This window comes from Allorhizobium sp. Av2 (genome assembly GCF_021462805.2).
Lineage (GTDB): Bacteria > Pseudomonadota > Alphaproteobacteria > Rhizobiales > Rhizobiaceae > Allorhizobium > Allorhizobium vitis_G.
The window spans coordinates 198,819-223,913 of record NZ_CP192696.1 but is presented as its reverse complement, the minus strand read 5'-3'; the positions used below and the strand labels follow the sequence as shown (position 1 = coordinate 223,913).

Below are 25,095 nucleotides of genomic sequence, written 5' to 3'. Positions count from 1 at the left end.
GGAAATACTTAAAACAAAGAGTGGAAGTCTCTATAGAATAGGCTCCGGATGCGGTATCCGCACCCGGAGCCGAGTATCATAGCAGGCTTAGTTGGCCTTTGGCGCACCAAGGGCAAAAGCGTCGGCCAATACCTTGTAGACGTCGCTTTCTTCCAAATAGCCCTTGAAGCCTTCCGAACCGGCACCCGTGGCCTGAAGCACGACATCGTCCACAGCGTGAACGGCGGTGTCGGCCGAACGAGGCAGATTGCCTTCGCGGAAAACCGCACCCGGCACCGACTTATAGGCCTCGTTGGCGACGTATTGCTTCTTCTCGTTCTGAATTGCCGGCTCGAACGGACCGTCCATCTTGGGGCGGAAGGTCTCGTAATAGTCCGGGAAGTTGGACGAGAACACAGCCAGGCGACGCGATACATCGACCTTGTCCGGGAAGCCGTCGCCGTCCTTGTCTTCATAGTTCGGGAAGCCGGCATCGGCATAGACGCCAACCTTTTCGCGCATCTCGGTGCCGGGCTTGTCGTCGTCAATGGTTCCGATGATGGAAACGCCATGGGTGTGGTCGCCGGTGACGACGATCAGCGTATCCGGATGGGTCTTCAGGAATTCGAGGCCAAGCCCAATCGCCTGATCGAATTCGATGGTTTCATACATCGCCCGATCCCAATCCATCGGATGGGACATTTTATCGATGGAGGCGCCTTCGACCATCAGGAAGAAACCATCATGGTTCTTGGAGAGTTGATTGAGGGCAACCTTGGTCATATCGACCAGGCCCGGCTGGTCGGGGAATTTATCGACGGTACCCTTCTTCAGGAACTTGCGATCCAGAAGCGTATCCATGTTGCCGGTATGAAACAGGCCGAGCAGCTTGCCGCTATTGGTGCCAGCGGCGGCGTCCAGTTCGGTCTTCGAGGTCGCCAGCGTATAACCGGCATTCTTGAACTCGGCGATATAGTCCTTGTCATCCTTGCGCTTCGAGCCAGGGATGGACTTGGACAGGAAATAGGCCGAACCGCCACCCAGGATAACATCCGGCTTGACGTTGAACATCATGCCGACGATCTCGGCCTTGTCGGCGCGGGCGCGGGTGTGGGAGACCACGGCGGCGGGCGTTGCATCTTCGATTTCAGCCGGAGAAACAATACCAATCGACTTTTTCGTGGTGCGGCGCAGCGCCTCGGCAATGGTTTCGACCTTCGGGTCATCCAGCGTGTTCGGGGTGCGGTCGGCATAAACGCCAAGCGCGTTCACGGCGGTCTTGTGGCCGGTCATATAGGCCGACATGGTGTTGGCGCTATCGGTGGCGATGGCATTGGTCGAGGATGTGCCGATAAAGGCCATCCGGTCGAGGCTGTCCATGTTGAGGTGGCCGTTGGCCTTGCCCTCAGTCATGCCCTTGGACATGATGCGGGCACCGGTGCGGTGGGCTACCGACAGACCGTCACCGAGGAAGAAAATGATATTCTTGGCAACAGGCTTTTGCTGGGTCGCATAGACATCCCAGGTGACGGATTTCTTTTCGTCTCCAGCCGAAACCTCGACCTTGTAGGAGCCTGCCGGAAGCTTGACATCGCGCAGGATCAGGGCCGAGCCAAGAACCTTGTCTTCCTTGCCTTTTTCTTCGGCGGTGAACTGTGCCTGGCTGCCGAACACAGCTTTGTAGTCCTGGCCGTTGACGGTGATTTTGACGTCTTCCGGCTTGACGACAGATTTCAGCTCGACCTTGAAATCAAAGGGAGAACCGGTGAGGATCGTGGCGCGGTCAAGCGGATAGACCGTAGCGGCTTGGGCTCCGCCTGCCAGAACCGTCGTGGTAAAAAGAGCTGCGAGAATGGTGCGCATAATGTTTCCCCCAATATGTGCCAGATGATTGCAGGGCGGTCTTAGGGCGGATAGATGACAGGCAGATGACAACGCCCGATTGCGTGTCGATTGTCTAAATGCCTCTTAATCCTTGCGGAAGACAATGCTGGCCGTCCACCCGGTGATCATAGCCACCAGCACGGCGAAGATGCCGTAGGACAACGGCTGGTTATGAGCGGCATCGGTAATCGCCTGTTCGACGCCAGTCTTCACCACCCGCAGGCGCAGATCCTTCTGGGCCAGAAAGACCCCGCTCTTGAACAGATAGGCATGCACGACATGCACGCCATCGGGAATACTGGCGGGCAGCCGCAGGCTGGCGCGAAACAGATTGGTGCTGACGAAACGAATACCGGTATCGCCCTCCTGATAAAGGCCGCTCGTCTGTTGCAGGCGGCGATAGGCAGCTCGGAATTCGCCCATATTGATATCGCCGATAAAATGGCCGGTCGGGGTCAGCGGCAGATAATCGACGCCGAGCCCCAGATCGTTCAGAACCTCGCGCGGGGCAATCGTCTGCACCGGCCTGGTGCTGGCAACCGAATAGGAGGTCGGCACCCGCTCGAAGGTCAGGGATTTCCGGTTGACCCAGATGCCCAGGAACCGCTCCTTGCGCCGCACGGTCGCCGCTTCCCGCGGGCCTTCCAGAGTCACCACGACATCATATTGGCCGATGGCCAACAGCAATTGATCGACATTGTTCAGCGCGCCAAACACAGTGAGATCGGCGCCGCGAAAATCCGAGGTAATGGCGATTTCATTGGTGGACGTGCCGATTTCCAGCGTTTCCTTGCCGGTACTGTCAGGGGTCAGGAAGGGGATCTGGGCGCTCGCAGCCCCCACAAACAGGATCGCCCCAGAGAGTGCGACCAGCGCCAGAAGGAGGAACCGGCCCAGGATCATCGGCCCGTACTCCCCACCACGATGGAATAGGCGTCATCAGGGGTCATCACCAGTTCGATGGCAAGGCGCAGGCCAACGGCCATGACCAGCAGGCCAAGCAGGGCGCGCAATTGTTCGCCGCGCAGTTTCTGGCCGACCCGTACCCCATATTGCGCGCCGATCACCCCGGCGATCATCAGCATGAAGGCTAAAACGATATCGACCGAATAATTGGCCTTGGCCTGGGCAATGGTGGTGAAGGCGCTGACGAAGATGATCTGGAACAGCGAGGTGCCAACCACGACATTGGTGGGGATGCGCAACAGATAGATCATCGCTGGCACCAGAATAAAGCCACCGCCAATCCCCATCGGTGTCAGGACACCGACGAGGAAGCCGAGCACCAGAATGGGGATGGCGCTGAGATAAATCTTCGATTTCTTGAAGCGCATCTTAAACGGCAGCCGATGCACCCAATTGTGATGGCCGGGGCGGCGCACCGGCGCTGGCTGCTTTCGGGCCGAACGGCGCAGGGCGCCGATGCTTTCCCACAACATCAGTGTGCCGATGGAACCCAGCAGCACGACATAGAGGATGGAAATAAACAGGTCGATCTGGCCGAGCTTGCGCAGAGCGACGAAGATCCACATGCCGAGCGACGCGCCGAACAACCCGCCGACCAACAGCACGCCGCCAAGTTTCAAATCCAGCGAGCCACGCCGAAAATGGCTCATGGCGCCGGAAACCGAAGAGGCCACCACCTGATTGGCACCGGTGGCAACAGCGACGACGGGCGGAATATTATAGAAGATCAGCAGGGGGGTGATCAGGAACCCGCCGCCGACACCAAACATGCCCGAGAGAAAGCCAACAGCCGCGCCCATGCCGAGGATGATGAAAATATTCACCGACAGTTCCGCAATCGGCAGGTAAAGTGTCACGGCTGTCCTCGAAATGCGCCCGAAATGCCAAATTCCGCCGTCATGGCCGGAATGCCCATGACGATGCCCGTCAATCCTTACGATATCATTCCTTAAATCCCGGTAGATTTTGGGGGCACTTGCCCAAAAAACCCCAAGCGTCACATATTCTAAAATCGTGACGCTCGCCCGGCACCCCGCAATAGTGATCGGTTCCGTAGGTGTGTTTAGGCGATTGTAAGAGGATTTCGTTCGCCTGCAAGGCAAAACGGCAGACGCAAAATCTTTCGGCGCGCCCTCACGGCTGAGTTTGCCTCAGCGAAAGTTGAGTTTGTCCGGGTCAATCTGAACTTCACAGATTCCAGTCGCATCGACACTGACGACCAAACTCTATCAGACCCGACCCTGCATCAACCGTTATGGGCCAGCAACGCCTTGACCAACTCGTTGGAAACCTTGCCGCTTGGCTCCTGGCCCACCGAGGTCTGGAAGGCCTTGATGGCGGCAACAGTCCGGGCGCCAAGCTTGCCATCCGGCTCACCGGCATTGAAACCGTTCTTGTTGAGAATGGCCTGGATGTTGCGGACCGCCTTTTCCATATCGACGCTGCCGGTCTTCAGGCTCTTGCCGACCCACTCGTCCGGCAGGTTGACCGTGTTGGCATCGGCATTCACAGGCATTGCCTGCCATTGCTGGACGCTCGCCTTGGCGCGGGCAAGTGCTGCGGGCTGCAAGGATCTGGCCACTTCCTCCTGCTTGGCGGCGGCGTCCTTGTCGCCCTGGCTGGCGGCCAGCGCGAACCATTTATAGGAGGCTTCCAGATCCTGCTTCACGCCGGTACCGCGCGCATAGAGCACAGCGAGATTGAATTGGCTGTCCGTCACGCCGAGGTCGCCGGCCCTGGCAAACCATTTGGCCGCAGCATCCATATCCGGCTTGCCATCGCCACCGGAGGCATAGAGCACGGCGAGGTTATGCATGGCGCTGGCATTGCCCGCGTCGGCGGCCTGGCTGTAAAGCCCTTTTGCCCGTGTCAGGTCAAGCTGAACGCCAGTGCCTTTTTCATAAAGCCCGGCCAAACGATATTGGGCAGGCGCCAGCCCCAGATCGGCAGCGCGCTGGAACCAGACCGCCGCCTGCGAGACATCGCCCGGCAGGCCGTGTGCTTCCATATAGCGCGAACCGATTTCAAACAGGGCGGCTGGCTCACCCGCCTTGGCAGCCGTCGCCAGGGAAGCGGGCGAGAGATCGGCGGGTACCTCGAACAGCGGCTTGGCTGCCTCAGTCTTCGGGGCGGCAAATCCGGCCTGGGCCGCATCTGGCATCGTCGGTTGAGCCGAGAGACCGGCGACCGTCTGGCTGCCATCCATTGGGGTGGAGGAAAGGCTGGCCTGGCCTGTCGGTGACGTCACCGGAATGACTGGTGCAGAAGATGGCTCCGTCTCGGTGCTTTCCACGGCCGGCTGGGATTGCGGTGCCTCGGCCTTGATCTCGACCGCCCGAACCGGTTGTTGGCCCGGTTGTTGGGGTGCCTGCTGGATTGAGGGTGCCTCAATGGCCGCAGAAGGTGCCAGTTTGGCAGGTGCCGATGTGGTTGGCGCTTGCTCAGCAGGCGCCTGAGCATTGCCGCCCCCAAGCGTCTTTACTGCCGATACAGCAAGGGCCGCCAGCAAAAGCGCGCCAACCGCCATCAGGATCGGGCGACGATATCTGGAAAAAGCTGAGCCGCCAGCGACTTCGTCGGCAAGGGCCGTCCGGCTAGGGCGGCTGGCCCGGTCGGTTTCCTGGGCTGCTGCCTGCGCGGCGCGGCGCGCTGCGGCAATGAAATCCATCCGGTCATCCGCTGATGCCGGTTTTACACTTGCCGCGCCAAGGGCAGGTTCAGCCGATGCGGTCCCGGCCTGCTGACGCGCCCGGACCTTTTCCAGGATCTTGCGCACATCCGGTTTGCCGGAACCGGGTTCCAGCAATTCATTGGCCTCTTCCGGCGGCAGAATATCGACAGGATCGATGGAAGGCGCATCCTCGATCATCTGACGCGGCTGCGGAGCGGCGGCCTTTGCCGGTGTCGCCGTCTCGGCCTGCGCTTTCTTGATCTTCGGCTTCAGGCGCCGGCTCAAACCAGCAATCAGGCTGGGTTTTGCTACCTTCCCATCATCGCTCTGCGGACGAGCCTCGGCATGAGCAGGCGCATCGATATTGTCTCCAACCGGAAGAAGGTCAACAACCGGTTCCACGTCGGTCTCAATGGACGCGGTCCGCTGCGCAGCCGCAACCGTCGGATCGGCGCGGTCTTCCTCACTGGTGGTCGTTGCCGTCCGGCGGTCCATCTGGTCCAGTTTTTCGGCAATCTGCACCAGGGTCTGGTGCAAAGCCTCGACGGTACGGTGGCTGCGCTCCTCCCCGCCCCGGCTGATCTCTTCCAGGTGGCGCAGGTGATCGGCCAGCACACCAAGCGTTTCGGCAATCTGGTCCTGTCCCGCCACCTGAACGGATGCCGGGCTCTGGCGAGCATAATTGTCCATCACCGCTTCGGCGGCCTGGCGGGCAGCCTCGACGATATATTCGTCGCTGGTCGCCAGATAATCCTCAAGGGCCGCCATCCGGCCTTCGATACGCTCACCCTGACCATTGTCCGTCAAGGGCGAGGCACTGATCAGCGCCGAGAGATGAGCGATCTGCTGTTCCAGCCCGGCAATGGCGGAGCCATCGCCGGAAGGCGAGGCGCTCGTCTCATCCAGGCGGGCAGCGATGGAGTACAGCCGGTCGTCCAGGCTGCGCAGCAGGCTTTCATCCACAGATGATGCCACTGGCTGAGCATCGATCTGATCGATTCGCTGGCCGATCACGGCGATCTGCTCGGCCAGCTTGTCGCTCAGGGAAGCATGATCCAGCGCATCGATCTTGCGGGAGATATCGGAGAGATAGCCGGTCAGTTCGGGTTGCAGGCTTTCGCGCTGCGACATTTCCAGCATGCGGGTCAGATCGTCCAGCCGCTCTTCCAGCCGCTGGGCGGCCTGCTGGTGGGCCAGATCCTCGATTTTCAACGACAGCGCTTCGAGACGACGGTCAAGATCGCCAGCCGGAAAGCCTGCGGTCTGCTCGGAAATCAGTTCCAGATGATGGGCAATGGTGGCGATCCGGTCTTCCAGACGTTCGATCAGGCGCGGGTCGGTGGCTTGCCCCGCATGACGGCCAGAAACGGAAATGGCGCGGGAAATCTCGTCCAGACGGTGATCGAGCTGGCCGAACTGCTCCAGCATCGCCTGGCTGTTGGGCTCCAGATGCTGGCCGATATGCTCAAGCGCCTTGGCAATGGCCACCAGCTTGTCTTCCAGCAGCCGCACGGAGCGCACATCGCCGATCGTTCCCAATTGTTGCTTGATCTCATCCAGCCGGTAGGCAAGCTGCAAAAGGTCCTGCTGAATGCGCTCAGGCGCGATGGTATCGAGCCGCGCTTCAAGCGCGCTCCATCGGGTTTCCATGGTCTGCGTGCCACTGTCGCGGGCAAGTCCGTCCATCAAAGAGCGCAATTCTTCGAAATCGGCCCGCAATGCTTCGGTTTCAGGCGCGGCGGGATGACCGATCCGCTCCAGACTGTCGGCCATGCGCATGAAATCCTCACGCAGGCCAGCGGCTTCACGGCTTTCTTCAGCCATCAGCCTGATGTCCTGGATATCGGAGCGCAAAGCACCGATTTCGCCAGCAAGGCTCTCGCTGATATCCTGGCGCAGGTCGGCGCGCAGGGTAGACAGGGCCTTATAGAAATCCGGCAAGGGCGCGGCACTACCACCCGCCATCAGTTGCGGCGCCAGTTCAAGCACCTGCGGCGGACGCACGGATACACTCTCCTCAGGCGCTCGGTATTTGGAATCGTTGTCGCGCAGCGACGCCCGTCCCGGAGCGAGGGGACGGGCCGCTTCCAACGCCCGTTGCCGGGCGCGGATTTCGGCCAGAGGGTCCAGCCGGTCAGCATCAAAAGAAGGCGCAACAGCAGGCGGCAGCTCTGCGGCAGCCGGCAATGGCTTATCGGAAAAAGCGCTGGCTGCGGGGCGAACGTCCCTGGCAACGCCGCCGGAGATGCCATTCATCAGACCTTCGATCCGCGCCTCCAACCCCTCGATCGTGCGGCTCAGGGCATCCAGCGACGAAGCGCCTGCGGGACGAGGGTCGGCCTGACGGGTCTCCGCCTGGTAAGGCGGCGTCTGGCCGGGAGCTCTATAGCTCTGCGATGGAGACCGCTGTCCGTTCATATTCCAAACTCGCTTCGCGTTTCGGGCCTGCCCCAAGACCTGCCCCCTCCCCCAAACCCGGGGTTGAAGGTTGCAATTCACATCTTGAGGCGGCGCAAATCATTCCGCAGCAGAATCGGGGAAACGTGGTAAACAACCCGTTAAGAATGGCTGAGATTTTTAACCTTTTCGGTTTGGGCCTCTTATTGTGTCGCCAAACGGGAACTGCAGCGTGATATATGCACGACGGTCATCGCCCCTTTGGTCTCTGCTGTACAAATTCCTTGTTACTCTGGCCTATCCGTTGGCAGGACGCATTCTTCAAATTCACATTTTTGCGTATTGACGTTTACGCGCACGTCAATATTTTGTAAGACAGAACATCGCCGGGGAGGACGCCGGCCGCAATCTGGAGGACATTGACCATGCCCGTCTATAAGGCACCTGTCGCGGACACGCTTTTCATCCTGAACACAGTGCTGGGCCTGGAGCGCTATAACAACCTGCCCGGTTTTGAAGACGCGACGCCCGACATGATCGAGGCAATTGTCGGCGAGGCCGCCAAGCTTGCCGAAGAGCAGCTGTTTCCGCTCAATCTGTCCGGCGACCAGGAAGGCTGTACCCGCAATGCGGATGGCTCCGTTGCCGTACCGAAGGGTTTCAAGGAAGCCTATGACGCCTATTGCGCCGGTGGCTGGAGCGGCCTTGCCGTTCCGCCAGAATATGGCGGCCAGGGCCTGCCTTACGTGCTGCATGCTGCCGTTGGTGAATATATGTCGTCTGCCAATATGGCGCTGATGATGTATCCGGGCCTGACGCAAGGGGCGATTGCCGCCATTCTGGTGCATGGCACCGACCAGCAAAAGCAAACCTATCTGCCGAAAATGGTCGAGGGCACCTGGTCCGGCACCATGAACCTGACTGAGCCCCATTGCGGCACCGACCTTGGCCTGCTGCGCACCAAGGCCGTTCCCAATGGCGATGGCACCTACAAGATTTCCGGCCAGAAGATCTTCATCTCGGCTGGCGAACACGGGATGACCGACAATATCATCCATCTGGTTCTCGCCCGTATCGAAGGTGCGCCTGAGGGCACCAAGGGCATTTCGCTGTTCATCGTGCCGAAAGTCATCGTCGGTGAAGACGGCACGCTGGGTGCCAGAAATGGCGTTTCCTGCGGCGCCATCGAACACAAGATGGGCATTCACGGCAATGCCACCTGCGTCATGAACTATGACGAGGCCACCGGTTATCTGATCGGCGCGGAGAACAAGGGCCTTTCGGCCATGTTCGTGATGATGAACGAAGCCCGTCTGGGTGTCGGCCTGCAAGGCCTGTCGATTGCCGAAGTCGCCTATCAGAACGCCGTGACCTATGCGCGGGAGCGTATTCAGGGCCGCTCGCTGTCTGGCGCCAAGGCGCCGGATAAAAAGGCCGACCCGATCATCGTCCATCCCGATATTCGCCGCGCGCTGATGACCATCAAGGCCTTCAACGAGGCAGGCCGCGCCTTCACGCTCTGGACGGCGTTGAAATCCGACATTGCCCACCGCGCCGGTGATGCGGCTGAAAAGCAGACCGCCGATGACATTCTCGGTCTGATGACGCCGATCCTCAAGGGTGTGTTGACCGACAAGGGCTTTGACCATGCTGTCATGGCCCAGCAGGTCTATGGCGGCCATGGCTATATCGAAGAATGGGGCATGAGCCAGTATGTGCGCGATGCCCGCATTGCGATGATTTATGAAGGGGCCAACGGCATTCAGGCGCTGGATCTGGTCGGCCGCAAGCTGGGCTTGAACGGTGGCCGGGCCGTGATGGCACTGTTCAACGAGATCGGTGCCTTCTGCGAGGAAAACCGCGAGAATGAAAAGCTCTCCTTCTTCACCAAGCAGTTGAAGAAGGGCCTGAACGACGCGCAGGCATCCACCATGTGGTTCATGCAAAATGCCATGGCCAAGCCCGACAATGCCGGTGCTGGCTCGACCGATTACATGCATCTCTTCGGTCTGGTTGTTCTTGGCTATATGTGGGCCAAAATGGCCAAGGCCGCCCATGAGGCGCTTGAAAGCGGGGCTAGCGACACCGATTATTACAACAACAAGCTGTTGACCGGTCGCTTCTTCATGGAAAAGATCATGCCGGAAACCGCCCTTCGCAAGTCCCGCATCGAAGCGGGTGCTGACAGCGTGATGGCGATGGCTGCCGAGGCATTTTGATTGAATCTGGCTTCTCCCCGGAGGGGATAAACCATTGAAAAAAATCAGGAGCGTCGCGCTCCGGGGAGAGAGACAATGACTGACGTATATGTTTACGACCACGTGCGCACGCCGCGCGGCCGCGGCAAGAAGGATGGCGCGCTGCATGAAGTGCCATCAGTGCGGCTTGCCGCCAAGGCGCTGGAAGCCATTCGCGACCGCAACGGCCTCGACACATCCACCGTCGATGACATCATCATGGGTTGCGTCGATCCTGTCATGGATGCGGGCGCGGTGATCCCGAAGGCTGCGGCCTTTGAGGCAGGTTATTCCACCAAGGCTCCGGGCATACAGATTTCGCGTTTCTGCGCGTCCGGTCTTGATGCCATCAATCTGGCCGCAGGCAAGATTGCCACGGGTGCGGATGACATTGTCATTGCCGGTGGCGTCGAAAGCATGTCGCGCGTTGGGCTTGGCATGTCGGGCGGGGCATGGTTCATGGACCCATCCGTCAACTTCCCGGCCTTCTTCATGCCGCAGGGCGTGTCCGCCGATCTGATCGCCACCAAATATGGCTTCTCACGCGATGACGTGGATGCCTATGCGGTGGAAAGCCAGAAACGCTCCGCCAATTCCTGGGAAAAGGGCTATTTCGACAAATCGGTCGTCGCCGTGAAGGACCAGAATGGCCTGACCATTCTGGATCGCGACGAACATATGCGCCCCGGCACCGACATGCAGTCGCTGGCAGGCCTTAACCCCTCCTTCCAGATGCCGGGTGAAATGGGCGGCTTTGAAGCCGTCGGCATTCAGGCCCATCCGGAAATCGAGAAGATCAATTACGTCCACCACGCGGGCAATTCGTCCGGCATCGTCGATGGCTCCGGTGTTGTGCTTCTTGGTTCCAAGGCGGGTGGCGAGAGCATGGGCTTGAAGCCCCGCGCCCGCATTCGCGCCTTCGCCAATATCGGCTCCGATCCGGCCTTGATGCTGACCGGCCCTGTCGATGTAACGGAAAAGCTGTTGAAGAAGACCGGCATGACGCTGGCCGACATCGATCTATTTGAGCTGAACGAAGCCTTTGCCGCCGTGGTTCTGCGCTTCATGCAGCATTTTGATGTGTCGCATGATGTCATGAACGTCAATGGCGGCGCGATTGCCATGGGCCACCCGCTGGGTGCTACCGGCGCGATGATCCTCGGCACCGTGCTGGATGAGCTGGAGCGGCGCGATCTGAACACCGCGCTGGTTACGCTCTGCATCGGGGCCGGCATGGGCACGGCAACCGTTATTGAACGAGTCTGATCGGGAGGGATGACAATGACCTATAAGAATTTTACCGTTGAGACCGATGCAGACGGCATTGCCCTTGTCACCTGGGACATGCCCGACAAGAGCATGAATGTCTTCACCATGGAGGTGATGGACGAAATCGAAGCGATTGTGGATGCCACTGTCGGGGATACCGCCATCAAGGGCGTGGTCTTCACATCAGGCAAATCCGCCTTTTCCGGCGGTGCCGATCTCAGCATGATCCGCGGCATGTTTTCCATGGTGGAGGAAGAACGCGCCAAGGACCCGGCCAATGCCGTGCAAAAACTGTTCGATTCCGCTGGCCGGATGAGCTGGCTGTGGCGCAAGATCGAGACCAATGGTAAACCCTGGGTCTCGGCCATCAACGGCACCTGCATGGGCGGCGCGTTTGAGCTGTCGCTCTCCTGCCATGGCCGCGTGGTCTCCAACGGCAAATCGGTGAAGCTGGCGCTGCCGGAAGTCAAGGTTGGCATTTTCCCCGGCGCTGGCGGCACGCAGCGTGTGCCGCGTCTGGCCAATGCCCAGGACGCCCTGCAAATGATGACCACCGGCCAGACCCTGACGCCGCAGCGCGCCAAGGCCATGAACCTCGTGCATCAGGTGGTGGAACCGGATCAGCTCATTACAACTGCCAAGCAGATGATCAAGGATGGCTTGAAGCCAGTTGCCCCCTGGGATGAAAAAGGCTTCAAAGCCCCAGGCGGTGGCATCTGGACACCGGCATCGGCCCAGCTTTGGCCAGCGGCACCGGCTGTGCTGCGCCGTGAAACCTCCGGCAATTACCCGGCCGCTCTGGCGATCCTGAAATGCGTTTACGAAGGCTTGCAGGTGCCGTTCGACACCGGCCTTCGCATTGAGCAACGCTATTTTACCGAAATCGTCCAGACCACCGAAGCCTTCTCGATGATCCGCTCGCTATTCATCTCGCTTCAGGAGCTTGGCAAAGGCGCGCGCCGCCCAGCAGGCCAGCCGAAAAGCACGATCAAAAAGGTTGGCGTGGTTGGCGCTGGTTTCATGGGCGCATCGATTGCCTATGTCACCGCCGCCGCCGGCCTGCCCGTGGTGCTGATCGACCGTGACATGGAGGCTGCCAACAAGGGCAGATCCGTGGCCGAAGGACTGGTGGCGGGTGCTGTTGGCAAGGGCAAAATGAGCAAGGAAGACGGCGAAAAGCTGCTGTCTCTGATCACACCAAGCGACGATTATTCCGCGCTGTCGGATGCTGATCTGGTGATCGAAGCGGTGTTTGAAGACCGCGACGTCAAGAAGGCCGTGATCGAAAAGGTCGAGGCCGTGCTGCCGGAAGGGGCAATTTTTGCCTCTAACACCTCGACCCTGCCAATCACCGGTCTTGCCAAGAACTCCAAACGTCCTGCTGATTTCATCGGCGTGCATTTCTTCTCGCCGGTCGAAAAGATGATGCTGACGGAAGTGATCCTTGGCAAGGAGACCGGTGACAAGGCGCTGGCGGTGGCCCTGGATTATGTGGCAGCGATCAAGAAGACGCCGATTGTCGTCAATGACACCCGTGGCTTCTTCGTCAATCGCTGCGTGCTGCGCTACATGGCGGAAAGCTACGACATGCTGCTGGAAGGCGTGCCGCCGGTGATGATCGAAAATGCCGCGAAATTCGCCGGCATGCCGGTTGGTCCGCTGTCCCTCAACGATGAAGTGGCAATCGATCTCTCCTACAAGATCCTCAAGGCCACCGTCGCCGATCTCGGCGAAAAGGCCGTGGACCCGCGCCATATGGAACTGGTGGCCCGCATGGTCGAGAAGGAAGAACGCTTTGGCCGCAAGAACGGCAAAGGTTTCTACGATTATCCCGCCAAGCCTGCCAAAAAGCATATCTGGCCGGGCCTGAAGGACTTTTATCCGCAGCAAAAGCCGGATGACGTCAACGTCAAGACCCTGCAAGAGCGGTTCCTGGCAACCATCGCCCTGGAAGCGGCCCGCACCATGGAAGAAGGCATCGTGGTTGACCCACGCGAAGCCGATGTCGGCTCCATCCTCGGCTTCGGCTTTGCCCCCTATACCGGCGGCGCACTGTCCTACATCGACGGCATGGGCGTGAAGACCTTCGTGGCTCTCTGCGAACGGCTGACCAAGGACTACGGCCCGCATTTTGCACCCACGCCACTGCTGAAGGAGATGGCGCAGAAGGGCGAGACCTTCTACGGGCGGTTTGATCCCTATGGGGCTGTGAAGACAGCGGCCTGATGACCAAGCAAAATAAAAGCGGGGAGGCAAATGCCTCCCCGCTTTTATGTGGTCATATGTTTTAAGCTTTGACCCAATCGCCCTGAATAGGCCTGGCGAAATAGGCCAGAACCGCAATCATGCAAATTTCAATCGAGACCGACCAATAGATATGGCCGAGGATCTCGCTCCAAAGCTCAAAGGCATTGAGGTTCCAAAGCCATCCTGTGGCGCCATTGGCGTAAACCGGATTTCTAAAGCCGAGCAGCGGGATGAGAAATCCATGCATCACCACGGTGATGATCAATCCATAAAACGCGCCGTACCAAAGCCTGATCTTCGGCCAATAGGCGGAAGCGAACACATAGACCAGAGCAAAGGCGAAACTGAACAGCCAGTGATACAGCGTGACAGCTCCGGGTACGGTGACGCCCTGATAGATGTAATCGAGCGAATGCGAATTGAAGCCAAATCCCCCAAGCCACGCATCGATATGAGCACCCGGAGGCGACACTTCGCCCGGCACACGTGGCGGCATATTGACCTCAGATCCCCATTTGACCAGTGAGCTGATGAAACCGCCTATGAGGGTGGTCCAGACAATAACCTGTCGATTGACCTTATTTTCCAACATTATAAATATCCTTCTGGCGGATACCCCTAAAGACCAGGGGCTTTTGCAAAAAATGCAACGGCACGAGCGTCGAATCGTGACTTATCCTCATGAATTACAATAGGAATATGCGTGTATCCATTATGACTGCCGTTGTCTGGATCATGGGAGAAAACACGTCTCCCGCCCTTGATCTTGATCAAGGCTGGCCTGGATTTCATTGATGCCGGAGGGTGCAGACTTCAATCTTTAGATGCAGTCGATTTTACCGATCCCACAAAAACGCTGTAGTCCCTTAAATTTCTTGCAAAATTCTCATCTGAAATTGGCTTGGATTTAAGGTTAACATTGTGAAGACAACGATTGCCGATCCGGCTCCGGTCAAGCCTTTGAAAAGCCGATCCCATCGGGATCGAAAACACTTTGTTGGTAGCAAAGTGCCCGATGACATCAATGTCAGCGTTCTGGTGGCAATCGCGCTAAAAACCACCTCATACGAAGGTTCATTGAAATGGAAGCTTGAGGCAACGGTTCACTTCAAGACGACATGAACGGGCAGCAATGCCAGCCTTTTTATGAATGATTTAATATCTCGACATTTCAGCAGCACCGCTAAAACTTTACAGATGCGCCTTAAAGAATGTCACCACTTGGCTGTTAAGGGCCTGATGAAAGGCGGTTCGATCAAACCCCGGCCTATCGTTGCAAAGCTCTGGGAGGCTTTTGGCCAATTCTGCGGGGCAGATGGTCAAAAATGCAAAATGTTCAGAGTTTGGCACGGTATGAAACTCAGGTTTGTCAGGCAAGTTACGAGCAACGGTCAAAAGGTTTTCCGGAGAAACGCCATCTCCACCATATTGAGAACCCCACATCTGAATGGGTGCGGTGACATTTTGCACACTGCTTGGCGCAGAAAAAACACTGCTGAGTGGATCGGCGATCACAAACGCTTTGATACGCTGGTCATGATGCAAAACGACGTTCGGAAAGGCGTTCCGGTTCACTCGATCACAGGCGGCTCCGGTCTGGTCTTGGCACAGTGAAGACAGGCTTCCAAAATCCGGGTTCGCCCCTGCCAGAACAAGCCCGGTATATCCACCTCGGGAAAATCCGAAAAAGCCGATAGACTGAGGATCAATCCTGGCTGCATCCGGGGAAAAGCCAAGCATGAAGTCAATGACCCGCTTCACGTCCATCGGGCGACTGATCAAAGCCTTGAGATTATGCTGTCTCTCTTTATTTGCAGCGGTATCGTCAGGATGATTGATCGCCACAACGACAAATCCCGCATCCGCCAATGCCTCTGCTGTGTCATGATGGCTGAGATTTGTGCCGCCGAAGCCATGGGAAATCACAATCAGTGGTCGATTTTCTCCCTCAATCGGGCAGTCTCGAACTCCCGGAAGAATAAAGGGGCCAGCCTTGATCTCTCCATCTGGCTTTGCACAGGGGGACCACTCAACAGCTTTCAGCATTGGGCCTTGCGCATCGGCCGAAATCTCAAAGGACTTCAAACCCGCACTGGTCGCCTGCCCTGCGGTCAAAATAAGCACCGCAGCAAGCACAAATCTCCCAATCCTCACGGCAACCCCTCCAACACGACCCACAACCCTAAACTGGTAGTCACGACATTTAGAGGATGAGGTCAAGTCGGAAGGCGGCATGCCGCATCGTGATTTTTATATCACCGCAAAGCAATATACCGATCCGACCGATGGTTGATCAGCACGAACACATTCAGCACCACAGCCCCGATAATCGAGCAACCGACCACCCATGGGCTGACCACAGTGAACGCCAGCGCCATGACCACGACGTCAAAGGCCAGTTGCACCAATCCCGCCTGGATGCCGAAACGGTCCTGGACGAAGACCGCGAGGATTCCAATGCCGCCAAGGCTGGCGCGGTGGCGGTAGAGGGCCAGCAGGCCGAAGCCGAGCAGGAGACCCGCGAGGATAGCGCCCCAGACCGGGTTGATGCTCTCGATGACGATGAAGCGGCTTTCGATTTCGACGAGAAACGAGGTCAGCGCCACAGCCACGAAGGTTTTGAGGGTAAAGTCCCAGCCGACCCGTTTGATGGAGAGAATGTAGAAAGGCATGTTGAGTAGGAAGAACACCAGGCCGAAGCTCCAGCCGGTCCAGTAATGGATGACGAAGGCAAGCCCCGCCATGCCACTGGTGACAAGGCCTATCTTAGCAATAAGATAGAGGCCGAGCGCCGAAATCATCGTGCCGCAGATAATGCCCTGTATATCCTCGGCCCGGTTGTGACGGGCGGGATTGTCGTTCCAGATGCCGAACAGATTGCTCATCAATGCCATCACCATTCTCCATCCGGACGGGCTGTTTCTTCCGCAGTTTCATCCATGAAGATGCCTGAAAATCGGCAGGTTTCAAGCGGGTTGCGTCAGCAAGACTGACCTATCGGCAAGATCGCAATATTCGGTCTTTCAGCCTGTCTTGGCCGCAATAAACAGAATGCCTTGGATGGGTTTTCCGCCATCCATGCGAATGACCTCCTGCTGGCTTTCGAGCAGGGTAAAGCCTTTGGCTTCCAGTTCGCAGACCACATAGGCCTCGCTATGCTGGTAGCGCAGCGACTGCGCCAGGCTGAAGCTCTCCTCCCCCAGCTGTTTTTCGACGGAAAAAGCGAAATAGCCGCCCCGTTCCAGAAGATCGGCCGCCAGCCCAAAGACGCCGGACAATGCGCCAAGATACATCAGCACATCAGCTGCCGTCACCAGATCAGCACGCCCCTCGCCCTTTGCAGGACCAAACAGACCGCAGGCCTCCGCATCAAGCGACAAATCCGCGATCGCCAGATCATCGTAGATCTGTTTTTCCCGTGCCTTGGCCAGCATGGCCGACGACAGATCGTAACCCTCAAGATGATCGACCCATGGCCGCAGTTCCATGCCCAGCAGGCCAGTGCCGCAACCGAAATCCACAGTGCGGCGATAGCGCCGGTCCGCACCACCAATCCGTGAAATCATCGCCGCCAGCTTTTTCGGCACCCGGTAGTCCAGCTTGTCCACAAGGGCTGTGTCGAAGCGGTCGGCATAATCATCAAACAGCGCCGCCACATAGCGGCTCGGCGGCTTTTCCGGCATGGCTTGCGCGCCGATCAGCACCAGTTTCAGCCCGGCGGCAAAAACATCCTCGGGGTCGAGTGTCAGCACCTGCCGATAGGCATCCGCTGCCGTCTCGATCAAGCCCGCCTTGGCCCGGTATTCCCCCAGCAGAAACCACCCCGCCACCCACGTCGGCGCGAGTTCCAGCGCCTGTTCCATCAGCTCTGCGGCAGCGGCGTGATCGCCGCTTTCCGAGAGCATCCGGGCATAATCAGCGCGGCGATCAGCGGTGATATCACCGGAGGATCGTTGTCCAGAAGGGATATGGCCAAAGGCGGGCTGGATGCCATGCATGGATGTCGAACGATCCTCAAAATATGATTTCGGAGCAATGGAGCAAGCCTTGAAAAACGCAAGCGGAATCTTGTCACTGCCAACAACAGCCCTCATCGCGCTTGCACCGCCATAATCCAATGCTTATGTGGGCCTATGCTCAACGGAGCGGGAAACAGGAGACTAGGCCATGACCGATGGCGTGAACAGATTTCTGGGCGATTCGATTGGCCGAACGATCATCAAACTGCTCGTCGTTTCGGTGATCGTCGGCTTCGTCATGCGGATATTCGGCATTTACCCCTATGACATCATCGAGGGTATCCGGCATTTCGTCCTGGATATCTGGCACAAGGGTTTTGCGGCGCTCGGCCAGTTCGGGGACTATTTGTTGCTGGGTGCCAGTATCGTCATTCCGGTTTTCATCCTGATCCGGCTTCTCAATCTGCGGAAATAACATGCGATCCAAATCCCTCTTGATGCCCCAGGCCGTCTCAACGCCAAAGGCTGTCTCAACGCCAAAGGCTGGCCGCCGCGAGCTTTTGGCGCTGGGCGGCCTTGGGCTTGCTGCCCTGCTGAGCGGCTGCGCCACGCCTTCGCTCAAGCCTTCCGCCCCCTCAGATGTTGAGGACGAGACCGCCGCTTTCCTGCCGATGGTCAACGCATTGCGCCAGAAGAACGGCAAGTCGACGCTGGTCAATGACCCACAAGCAGCCAAGGCCGCGATGTTCCAGGCCAATCGCATGGCCCAGGCGGAAAAAATGGCGCATCTGATCAGTATGGGCGACAGTTTTGGCGCGCGGATGCGCTCAGGTAATGTCCAGCTTCCAGCCGCTGAAAATGTCGCCATGTTGCAGCAGACGGCGGATGCCGCCATGCAGGCCTGGATCAACTCGTCCCATCATCTGGAAAACATGCTCGGCCCCTATCACGGGCTGGGCGTCGCCGTGGCGCGCATACCGTCGCGCGGTAACAAGCCGTATTGGGCCATGGTTCTGTCCGGCACGCCACGTCCAGAGAGCGAAATGGGACCGCCGCCAACTGGCATTCGCTTAAGAATCGGGTGATAAAGGGCTTCGGCGGGCCGTTCCTCGCCTGCTGGAGCCTTTCATGACCATCGCCAATCCCCCCGACCGCGCTTTTCGTGTGACCCATCGCGGCGTGCTGGCCATCGCCCTTCCGATGACCATTGGCTACATCACCACACCGCTTCTGGGCATTACCGATACCGCCGTCATTGGCCGCACCGGCGAAGCGGCAGCGCTTGCGGGCCTGGCAATTGGCGCCGTGCTGTTTGATCTGGTGTTTGCCAGCCTCAATTTCCTGCGTGCTTCCACCACCGCGCTGGTGGCCCAAGCGCATGGCCGTCAGGATGCGCGCGATCAGGTCGCGGTGTTCTGCCGCTCCATGATATTGTCGCTGGGCATTGGGCTGCTGTTGTTGCTGCTATCTCCTTTGCTGCTCAAGGCCGGGCTGGCGCTGATGGGGCCACAGGGACGGGTGGCTGAAGTGACGTCGATCTATTTTTCCACCCGCATCTTGGCCGGGCCGCTGACGCTCGCCAACTTCACCATCATGGGCTTTATCCTGGGGCGCGGCAAAGGCGCGCTGGCGCTTGGCCTGCAAATTGCGCTGAACGGCGTCAATATTCTGCTTTCAATCTATCTTGGTCTTCATCTTGGCTGGGGCGTATCCGGCGTCGCCTGGGGGGCCGTGGCCGGGGAAGCCACCGCCACGCTTGCGGGGTTGGCGATCATTCTGGCCCGCACCGACAAGGCACTGTTTCCGTCCCTGGCCGAATTGCTGGATCGCAACAAGCTCGCACAACTGTTCGCGCTTAACCGTGATATCCTGATCCGCAGCTTCGTGCTGCTGGCGGCCTTCACGGTATTGACCCGGATCGGCACCGGCTTTGGCGCCGTTACCCTTGCCGCCAATGCGTTGTTGATGAATTTCTTTATGATCGCCTCCTTTTATCTGGATGGCATTGCCAATGCTGCCGAACAGATCGTTGGCCGCGCCGTCGGTGCCCGCTACCGCCCGGCCTTCGACCAGGCCGTGAAGCTCACCAGCATCTGGTCCTTCGGACTGGCGTTCACCAGCCTGCTGTTTTTCCTGGGCGCAGGTGGGGCGATCATCGATATGATGACGACCGCTGAAGACGTGCGCCGCGTGGCGCGCGAGTTTTTGCCCTGGGCAGCAATCACGGCGCTAACGGGAGCGCTGGCCTTCCAGATGGATGGGGTCTTCATCGGGGCCGCCTGGTCCAGCGACATGCGCAACATGATGCTAGCGGCATTTGTCGGTTATCTTATTGCGCTGGCGTTGTTCGTGCCGCTGCTTGGCAATCATGGACTATGGCTGGCGCTCAACCTGTTTCTGGCATTTCGCGGCCTTTTCCTGGCGCTGCGGCTTAAAAGCCGCCGCGATCAGACCTTCAGCGCCCGCCAGTAATCGACCTTGCTGTCACGCAGCTGCGCAATCGAGGCAATGCCATCGCGGTCCAGCGCCTGTGACAGGCCCTTGACGATGGAAACGGGCAAGCCCGGCCCTTCATAAACCATGCAGGAATAGAGCTGCACCAGATCGGCACCGGCCTTGATTTTCTCCAGCGCCGTCTGCGCCGAGGAAACACCGCCGACGCCAATGATCGGCAGGGCCGGTCCAACCCGGTGGCGCATACGCGCCAACACCGCCGTTGATTTCTCGAACAAAGGCTTGCCCGACAATCCGCCCGCTTCGCCCGCCTGCCTTGTATCCGTCAGGCCATCGCGCGACAGCGTGGTGTTAGAGACGATCAACCCATCCAGATCGCGGGCCAGAACCACTTCAGCAATGTCATCCATGCCTTCCTCGGTCAGATCAGGGGCGATCTTCAGGAAGACCGGCACCCGACGGCCCGCCTTGGCCGCTTCATCGGCGCGGGCGGCCAGCACCGCATCCAGCAAATGACCGAGACTATCCTTTGCCTGTAAATCGCGCAGGCCCGGCGTGTTGGGCGAGGAAATATTAGCGGTGAAATAGCTGGCCAGCGGATAAAAGCGCCGAATGCCCGTGACATAATCGGCAATCCGGTCCTCGGCATCCTTGTTGGCGCCGATATTGATGCCGACCACGCCCGGCCTGCCTGATCGCGCCTTCAGCCTGGCAAAGGCAGCCTCATGACCTTGATTGTTGAACCCGAGCCGATTGATGACGGCCTCATCGCGGACCAACCGGAAAATCCGGGGTTTGGAATTACCGTCCTGTGGCTTCGGCGTCAGCGTTCCCACTTCAGCAAAGCCGAAGCCGAGACCCAGCAATTCGTCCGGCACTTCAGCATTCTTGTCATAGCCTGCCGCCATGCCGAGCGGGTTGGGAAAATGCAGGCCCGCAACCGTCTGCGCCAGGCGGGGATCGTCTTTCAGGCGGCATTTCGGCATCAGGCTGGTTTTCAACCCGGCAATCGACAGGCCATGGGCGGTTTCGGCATCGAACAGAAACAGGCCCGGGCGGGCAAAGCGCTTGAACGGATCGATCATGCCATCTCCTCCGGAAACTGGTGCAGGCCGTCTTCTCCAAGCGGCAGCGGCTTTTCCCATAAAACAGCGGAGAGCGGCAAGGGTGCATACAGATGCGGAAACAGCGCGCCGCCGCGGGAAGGTTCAAAGATCAGGGCCGCCCCCAACGCCTCTCCATCGACCGCGACCAGCAACAGGTCCTGCTGTCCGGCAAAATGCAACCTTGCGGTTTCTTTCGCCTGAGCCGCGGTGGAAAAATGGATGAAACCGTCCTGGAGATCAATCGGCGCACCGGCAAACACACCATCGGCACGGGCCTTTTGCCAGAGGGCGTCGGCCACGATCTTGTAAATTGCATTTGCCATGATGTCATCCTTATCGCGATCTTGGGACACGAGCGCTCAGCCGGTTTGCCCCAACATCAGCGACTTGTCCACGCCAGACAGCATCGGGCGGTGGAAATGAACCGAATTCATCACAGGGGCATGGCGCTGGCCTTAAACAACACTCCTGGAGCGACTGATATCGATATATCAGAGCACGCTCAGTCCATCGTTATGTTTCGCCATCGCCATTTTCGGCTTGATTTATTATTCGCCTAAAGCAATCTATGGTGTTATGCCAGATCCGACCTATCCTTATGGCTACAATACTATCCTGCATCCTTTAGCTGGGTATTGAAGCAGAGGATTGGGTGATCGGAAGGTACCACGGCGTTCTCGCTTGCACAAAGAGCGAAACAAACGTTAAAATGACATGCCCCGGCGACAGACGCGGGCGGTGCTGCACAACGAAAGCTCTTGGGAGGGGGCAGACGATGGCTGAGCAAACAATCATTATCGCGGACGATCATCCCTTGTTTCGCGGCGCGCTTCGGCAAGCCGTGAGCGGCATGGACGGCAGGCAAGACATTGTCGAAGCTGGCGATTTCGAGGCGGCCCGACTGGCGGCGGATCAGCATCCGGATGCCGATGTCCTGCTGCTCGATCTGGCCATGCCAGGCGTCAGCGGCTTTTCCGGCCTGATGGCCTTGCGTGCGGAGTTTTCCAGCCTGCCGATCATCATCTGTTCGGCCACCGACGATTGCGCCACGATCCGCCGCTCGCTGGAGCTTGGCGCTTCCGGTTTCATTTCCAAATCCTCCGGCATCGACGACATTCGCTCCGCGATCCAGACCGTGCTGAATGGCGATATCTTCACTCCTTCATCCTATGTCGAGGATCAGGAACAGGACCCTGAACTGGCCGATATCATGGCACGGCTGCGGACACTGACGCCTCAGCAGAACCGGGTGCTCGGCATGTTGTGCGAAGGCTTGCTGAACAAGCAGATCGCCTATGAACTCAGCGTTTCGGAAGCCACGATCAAGGCGCATGTCTCCGCCATTCTGCTCAAGCTCAAGGTCGATAGCCGAACCCAGGCGGTGATCCAATTGGGACGGCTTAATATGGCCATGGTCGCTTGAGGGCAGGACTGGCGTTAATCCTCCACGCCGGAGCCGATCTGCCCACTGTCCTCCGTCCGCATCGCCATAGCATGGGGAGAGTTGGGGCTCGGGCGAGGAAACGGCAATAATCGAGGATTTTATTCCTCCAAGATCTTTACTCTCGACCGCATTTGGCCGATATATGGCGAGGTGGGTCGAAGCCGTTTGTCGACGGCTGATAAATGCCGGGGTTTGGCGGGATATGCTTTCACACGAGACAATCTGGAATGCGATTGACCGGCTTGCCGAGCAGTATCATTTGACGCCGTCCGGGCTGGCGCGAAAAGCGGGTCTGGACCCAACCTCGTTCAACAAGTCCAAGCGGGTCGGGCCGGATGGACGTATGCGCTGGCCATCGACCGAATCCATCGCCAAGGTGCTGGAAGCAACAGGTGCGCGGATCGATCAATTCGTCACGCTGATCGGCAATGACAACCATCAGGGCAATTCCGTTCACGACATATTGCCGGATGGCAATTTTCCGCCGCAGATCGGCACTATTCCACTGCTTGGCTTGGCCCAGGCGGGCTCGGGCGGGTTTTTCGACGATGGCGGTTTTCCAGCCGGACAAGGCTGGGATCTGGTGGATTTACCGACCTCCGCCAAGCCAGGCGTCTATGCCCTGGAAATTCAGGGCGACAGCATGAAGCCACTTTATCGCGATGGCGACATTCTGATCGTCGAGCCAGGTGCGCCTGTGCGCCGGGGCGACCGGGTCGTCGTCAAAACCTGCGATGGCGAGGTCATGGCGAAGGTACTGGGCCGCCAGACGGCACGGGCCGTCGACCTCATTTCAATCAATCCCGACCATCCGAACCGGGTATTGGATATGCAGGACGTCGAATGGATCGCCCGAATCATTTGGGTTAGCCAGTAGGAATTATTTGCCATTCCTCAATTTTTTGCAGGGGCCTGCTCAGGCAGAATGCCAGCCTCTTGAAACGGCTGATGGCAATCGCCATTCTTCAAGACGAACCAGTCTTCGGCCATATCCAGATGACCCATAAGATAAGCCCGATACGATAAAGCAAATGACAGGAACAGAATTTCCATGATCCCCCAGGTGACCCTTCAGGATGCCCTGATTTTCGCAATGGTGATGACCTCGGCCGTCGACAATGCCATGGATGACCGGGAACTTGAGCGGATCGGCAATCTGGTCTCCAGCACGCCGGTCTTTGAAGGCTTCGATAAAAGTGCCGTCCTGGATGTGGCCCGGCGCTGCGCGACCATGCTGGCCGGGCCGGAAGGACTGGACATCACCCTGGAAACCATCCGCGACGCGCTGCCGGAACGGCTTTACGATACGGCCTATGCACTGGCCGTCGAAGTCGCCGCCGTCGATCATACCGTCCTGCCGGAGGAAATCCGCCTGCTGCAATTGCTGCGTGATCGACTTGGCCTCGACAAGCTGACCTGCGCGGCCATCGAGCGCAGCGCCATTGCGCGCTATCGCAAGCCATAAAACACCTGCTTGAGATATTTCAGTAAAATCCCTCGGCAAAATACCGGCGGGACAACTCGTCCAGCCTGCCCTTGCGCGACAGGGAGACCAGCGCATAGTCAAAGGCGGCGGCCAGAAAGCCGTCTTCCTTGCGCACCATGATGGTCATGCCTTCGCCGAGAAACTGCTGCGACAGAAAAGGGCCTCCCAGGAAAACGCAGCATTGAGCGGATGAGGTGCTGGCCAGCCAGAAGGAGAGCTGCAATCCATCGGCGAAGGCCGCCTGGATTTTTTTCTGCTTCAGCGCCTCCATCAAGGCGGCCTGATCGGCAAAACCCACCGGCACGATCGCCGGGAAAAATGCCTTCAGCATGGCCTCCTGTGCCGTGCCGGTGACGATGCCGACCGGCTTTCCGGCCAATGCCGCAGGCGTATCGGCCTTGCCAAGAGTGTCACGCGGCACGATGAAACGGGCGGGCAACATCAGATAGGGTCTGGAAAAGGCAAAATCCCGCCGCAATCCTGCCGTCACCGCCATGCCCGCCACCGCAGCATCGCCATGCTTGCTGAGCAGCGCAATCTCCATATCGGAAAATGGCACGGCCTGAACCTCGCATTTCGCCTCGACATCCAGTTCGCGGCAGATCTCCCGTACCAGATCAATATTGTAGCCGGTCAAATGGCCGGTCTGATCGAGAAAACTGAAAGGTGGAAAATCCACCGTGGTGAGAAACCGCAACCGCAGCAGCACCGATAGATCCGGCTTCGGCAACCGCGCCCGCGCATCGAACAGGACCGGCACCGATTGCTGGGACGGAAGCGCCTGTGCCTGAACGGACAAGGGTGCGAGACCAAGGGATAGAAAAGGCATCACACCACAGGTCAAAGCAGCCAATACAGTGATTGCCTTCATGCGCCCCTTGGTTTTCAGGGATGTAACTTTCAACCGGCTCATTATCATCGCTTTCGGGCAGGCAAATGGGGTGTGAGGTACGGTTATTGTTTAGCAAAGGAATCGCGGCGAGGAAACGCGCCGCG

At 58.6% G+C, this 25,095-nt stretch carries 22 protein-coding genes; 10 read left to right on the top strand and 12 right to left on the bottom strand.

The window, feature by feature from the left end; genetic code table 11:
* Nucleotides 1-87: 87 nt before the first annotated feature.
* The 4 genes from FS819_RS01050 to FS819_RS01035 form a co-directional block, all read right to left on the bottom strand.
* Nucleotides 88-1,842 (bottom strand): alkaline phosphatase, encoded by a 1,755-nt coding sequence (locus FS819_RS01050; RefSeq protein ID WP_156548753.1) that lies wholly within the window; start codon nt 1,840-1,842, stop codon nt 88-90.
* A 105-nt stretch (nt 1,843-1,947) separates the two neighbouring features.
* Nucleotides 1,948-2,742: a TIGR02186 family protein gene (locus FS819_RS01045; RefSeq protein WP_409050059.1), complete on the bottom strand. Its 795-nt coding sequence runs from the start codon at nt 2,740-2,742 to the stop codon at nt 1,948-1,950.
* Between the two features lie 20 nt (nt 2,743-2,762).
* On the bottom strand, nt 2,763-3,686 hold the full coding sequence (locus FS819_RS01040) for a TSUP family transporter (protein WP_234624945.1): 924 nt from the start codon (nt 3,684-3,686) through the stop codon (nt 2,763-2,765).
* 389 nt (nt 3,687-4,075) lie between these two features.
* Entirely contained in the window at nt 4,076-7,918 is a 3,843-nt protein-coding gene (locus FS819_RS01035; protein ID WP_156548755.1) for a peptidoglycan-binding protein, read from the bottom strand.
* Between the two features lie 404 nt (nt 7,919-8,322).
* Here FS819_RS01035 and FS819_RS01030 point away from each other — a divergent pair, with 404 nt between their 5' ends.
* The 3 genes from FS819_RS01030 to FS819_RS01020 all read left to right on the top strand — a co-directional run bounded on the left by FS819_RS01030 (nt 8,323) and on the right by FS819_RS01020 (nt 13,629).
* Nucleotides 8,323-10,116, top strand: coding sequence for an acyl-CoA dehydrogenase C-terminal domain-containing protein (locus tag FS819_RS01030; RefSeq protein WP_156548757.1), 1,794 nt, complete (start codon nt 8,323-8,325; stop codon nt 10,114-10,116).
* A 75-nt stretch (nt 10,117-10,191) separates the two neighbouring features.
* Nucleotides 10,192-11,400 carry an acetyl-CoA C-acetyltransferase gene (locus FS819_RS01025; protein WP_156548759.1) on the top strand — a complete coding sequence of 403 codons (1,209 nt, stop codon included), beginning with the start codon at nt 10,192-10,194 and terminating at the stop codon, nt 11,398-11,400.
* A 15-nt stretch (nt 11,401-11,415) separates the two neighbouring features.
* Complete coding sequence (locus FS819_RS01020) at nt 11,416-13,629, top strand: FAD-dependent oxidoreductase (RefSeq protein ID WP_156548762.1); 2,214 nt, start codon at nt 11,416-11,418, stop codon at nt 13,627-13,629.
* Nucleotides 13,630-13,690: 61 nt separating this feature from the next.
* Here FS819_RS01020 and FS819_RS01015 read toward each other — a convergent pair whose 3' ends face one another.
* Nucleotides 13,691-14,242, bottom strand: a complete 552-nt coding sequence (locus FS819_RS01015; RefSeq protein ID WP_156548764.1) for a YagU family protein — start codon at nt 14,240-14,242, stop codon at nt 13,691-13,693.
* 329 nt (nt 14,243-14,571) lie between these two features.
* Here FS819_RS01015 and FS819_RS01010 point away from each other — a divergent pair, with 329 nt between their 5' ends.
* Complete coding sequence (locus FS819_RS01010; RefSeq protein WP_156548766.1) at nt 14,572-14,772, top strand: hypothetical protein; 201 nt, start codon at nt 14,572-14,574, stop codon at nt 14,770-14,772.
* Nucleotides 14,773-14,841: 69 nt separating this feature from the next.
* Here the strand turns inward: FS819_RS01010 and FS819_RS01005 are convergent, their stop codons facing one another.
* The 3 genes from FS819_RS01005 to FS819_RS00995 all read right to left on the bottom strand — a co-directional run bounded on the left by FS819_RS01005 (nt 14,842) and on the right by FS819_RS00995 (nt 17,648).
* The gene (locus FS819_RS01005; protein ID WP_234624944.1) at nt 14,842-15,786 is read right to left on the bottom strand and encodes an alpha/beta hydrolase family protein; all 945 of its coding nucleotides are present in this window, start codon (nt 15,784-15,786) and stop codon (nt 14,842-14,844) included.
* 119 nt (nt 15,787-15,905) lie between these two features.
* Nucleotides 15,906-16,544: a DUF6198 family protein gene (locus tag FS819_RS01000; RefSeq protein WP_174109925.1), complete on the bottom strand. Its 639-nt coding sequence runs from the start codon at nt 16,542-16,544 to the stop codon at nt 15,906-15,908.
* A gap of 129 nt (nt 16,545-16,673) precedes the next feature.
* Entirely contained in the window at nt 16,674-17,648 is a 975-nt protein-coding gene (locus tag FS819_RS00995; protein WP_156548769.1) for a class I SAM-dependent methyltransferase, read from the bottom strand.
* Between the two features lie 169 nt (nt 17,649-17,817).
* Here FS819_RS00995 and FS819_RS00990 point away from each other — a divergent pair, with 169 nt between their 5' ends.
* Genes FS819_RS00990 through FS819_RS00980 form a run of 3 tightly spaced genes read left to right on the top strand, consistent with a single transcriptional unit; the run spans nt 17,818 to nt 20,081 of the window.
* Nucleotides 17,818-18,084, top strand: a complete 267-nt coding sequence (locus tag FS819_RS00990) for a DUF6460 domain-containing protein (protein ID WP_060716349.1) — start codon at nt 17,818-17,820, stop codon at nt 18,082-18,084.
* Between the two features lie 22 nt (nt 18,085-18,106).
* Nucleotides 18,107-18,694, top strand: coding sequence for a CAP domain-containing protein (locus FS819_RS00985; protein WP_156548863.1), 588 nt, complete (start codon nt 18,107-18,109; stop codon nt 18,692-18,694).
* Between the two features lie 43 nt (nt 18,695-18,737).
* Nucleotides 18,738-20,081, top strand: coding sequence for an MATE family efflux transporter (locus tag FS819_RS00980; RefSeq protein ID WP_156548771.1), 1,344 nt, complete (start codon nt 18,738-18,740; stop codon nt 20,079-20,081).
* On the opposite strand, the gene FS819_RS00975 is transcribed toward FS819_RS00980, so the two are convergent.
* Both FS819_RS00975 and FS819_RS00970 read right to left on the bottom strand, forming a co-directional pair.
* Nucleotides 20,057-21,148 carry a quinone-dependent dihydroorotate dehydrogenase gene (locus FS819_RS00975; RefSeq protein ID WP_156548773.1) on the bottom strand — a complete coding sequence of 364 codons (1,092 nt, stop codon included), beginning with the start codon at nt 21,146-21,148 and terminating at the stop codon, nt 20,057-20,059. The genes FS819_RS00980 and FS819_RS00975 overlap by 25 nt on opposite strands.
* The gene (locus FS819_RS00970) at nt 21,145-21,492 is read right to left on the bottom strand and encodes a DUF952 domain-containing protein (RefSeq protein WP_156548775.1); all 348 of its coding nucleotides are present in this window, start codon (nt 21,490-21,492) and stop codon (nt 21,145-21,147) included. The genes FS819_RS00975 and FS819_RS00970 overlap by 4 nt, the downstream gene beginning before the upstream one ends.
* A gap of 452 nt (nt 21,493-21,944) precedes the next feature.
* On the opposite strand from FS819_RS00970, the gene FS819_RS00965 reads away from it, so the two are divergent.
* Both FS819_RS00965 and FS819_RS00960 read left to right on the top strand, forming a co-directional pair.
* The gene (locus tag FS819_RS00965) at nt 21,945-22,592 is read left to right on the top strand and encodes a response regulator transcription factor (protein ID WP_015914842.1); all 648 of its coding nucleotides are present in this window, start codon (nt 21,945-21,947) and stop codon (nt 22,590-22,592) included.
* A gap of 223 nt (nt 22,593-22,815) precedes the next feature.
* On the top strand, nt 22,816-23,490 hold the full coding sequence (locus tag FS819_RS00960; RefSeq protein WP_070163627.1) for a S24 family peptidase: 675 nt from the start codon (nt 22,816-22,818) through the stop codon (nt 23,488-23,490).
* Nucleotides 23,491-23,507: 17 nt separating this feature from the next.
* Here the strand turns inward: FS819_RS00960 and FS819_RS00955 are convergent, their stop codons facing one another.
* The gene (locus tag FS819_RS00955; RefSeq protein WP_156548777.1) at nt 23,508-23,666 is read right to left on the bottom strand and encodes a hypothetical protein; all 159 of its coding nucleotides are present in this window, start codon (nt 23,664-23,666) and stop codon (nt 23,508-23,510) included.
* Between FS819_RS00955 and FS819_RS00950 the strand changes: the two genes are divergently transcribed.
* The gene (locus tag FS819_RS00950; protein WP_070163628.1) at nt 23,665-24,078 is read left to right on the top strand and encodes a tellurite resistance TerB family protein; all 414 of its coding nucleotides are present in this window, start codon (nt 23,665-23,667) and stop codon (nt 24,076-24,078) included. The genes FS819_RS00955 and FS819_RS00950 overlap by 2 nt on opposite strands.
* Before the next feature lie 19 nt (nt 24,079-24,097).
* On the opposite strand, the gene FS819_RS00945 is transcribed toward FS819_RS00950, so the two are convergent.
* The gene (locus tag FS819_RS00945; protein ID WP_156548779.1) at nt 24,098-25,012 is read right to left on the bottom strand and encodes a transporter substrate-binding domain-containing protein; all 915 of its coding nucleotides are present in this window, start codon (nt 25,010-25,012) and stop codon (nt 24,098-24,100) included.
* Nucleotides 25,013-25,095: the final 83 nt, after the last annotated feature.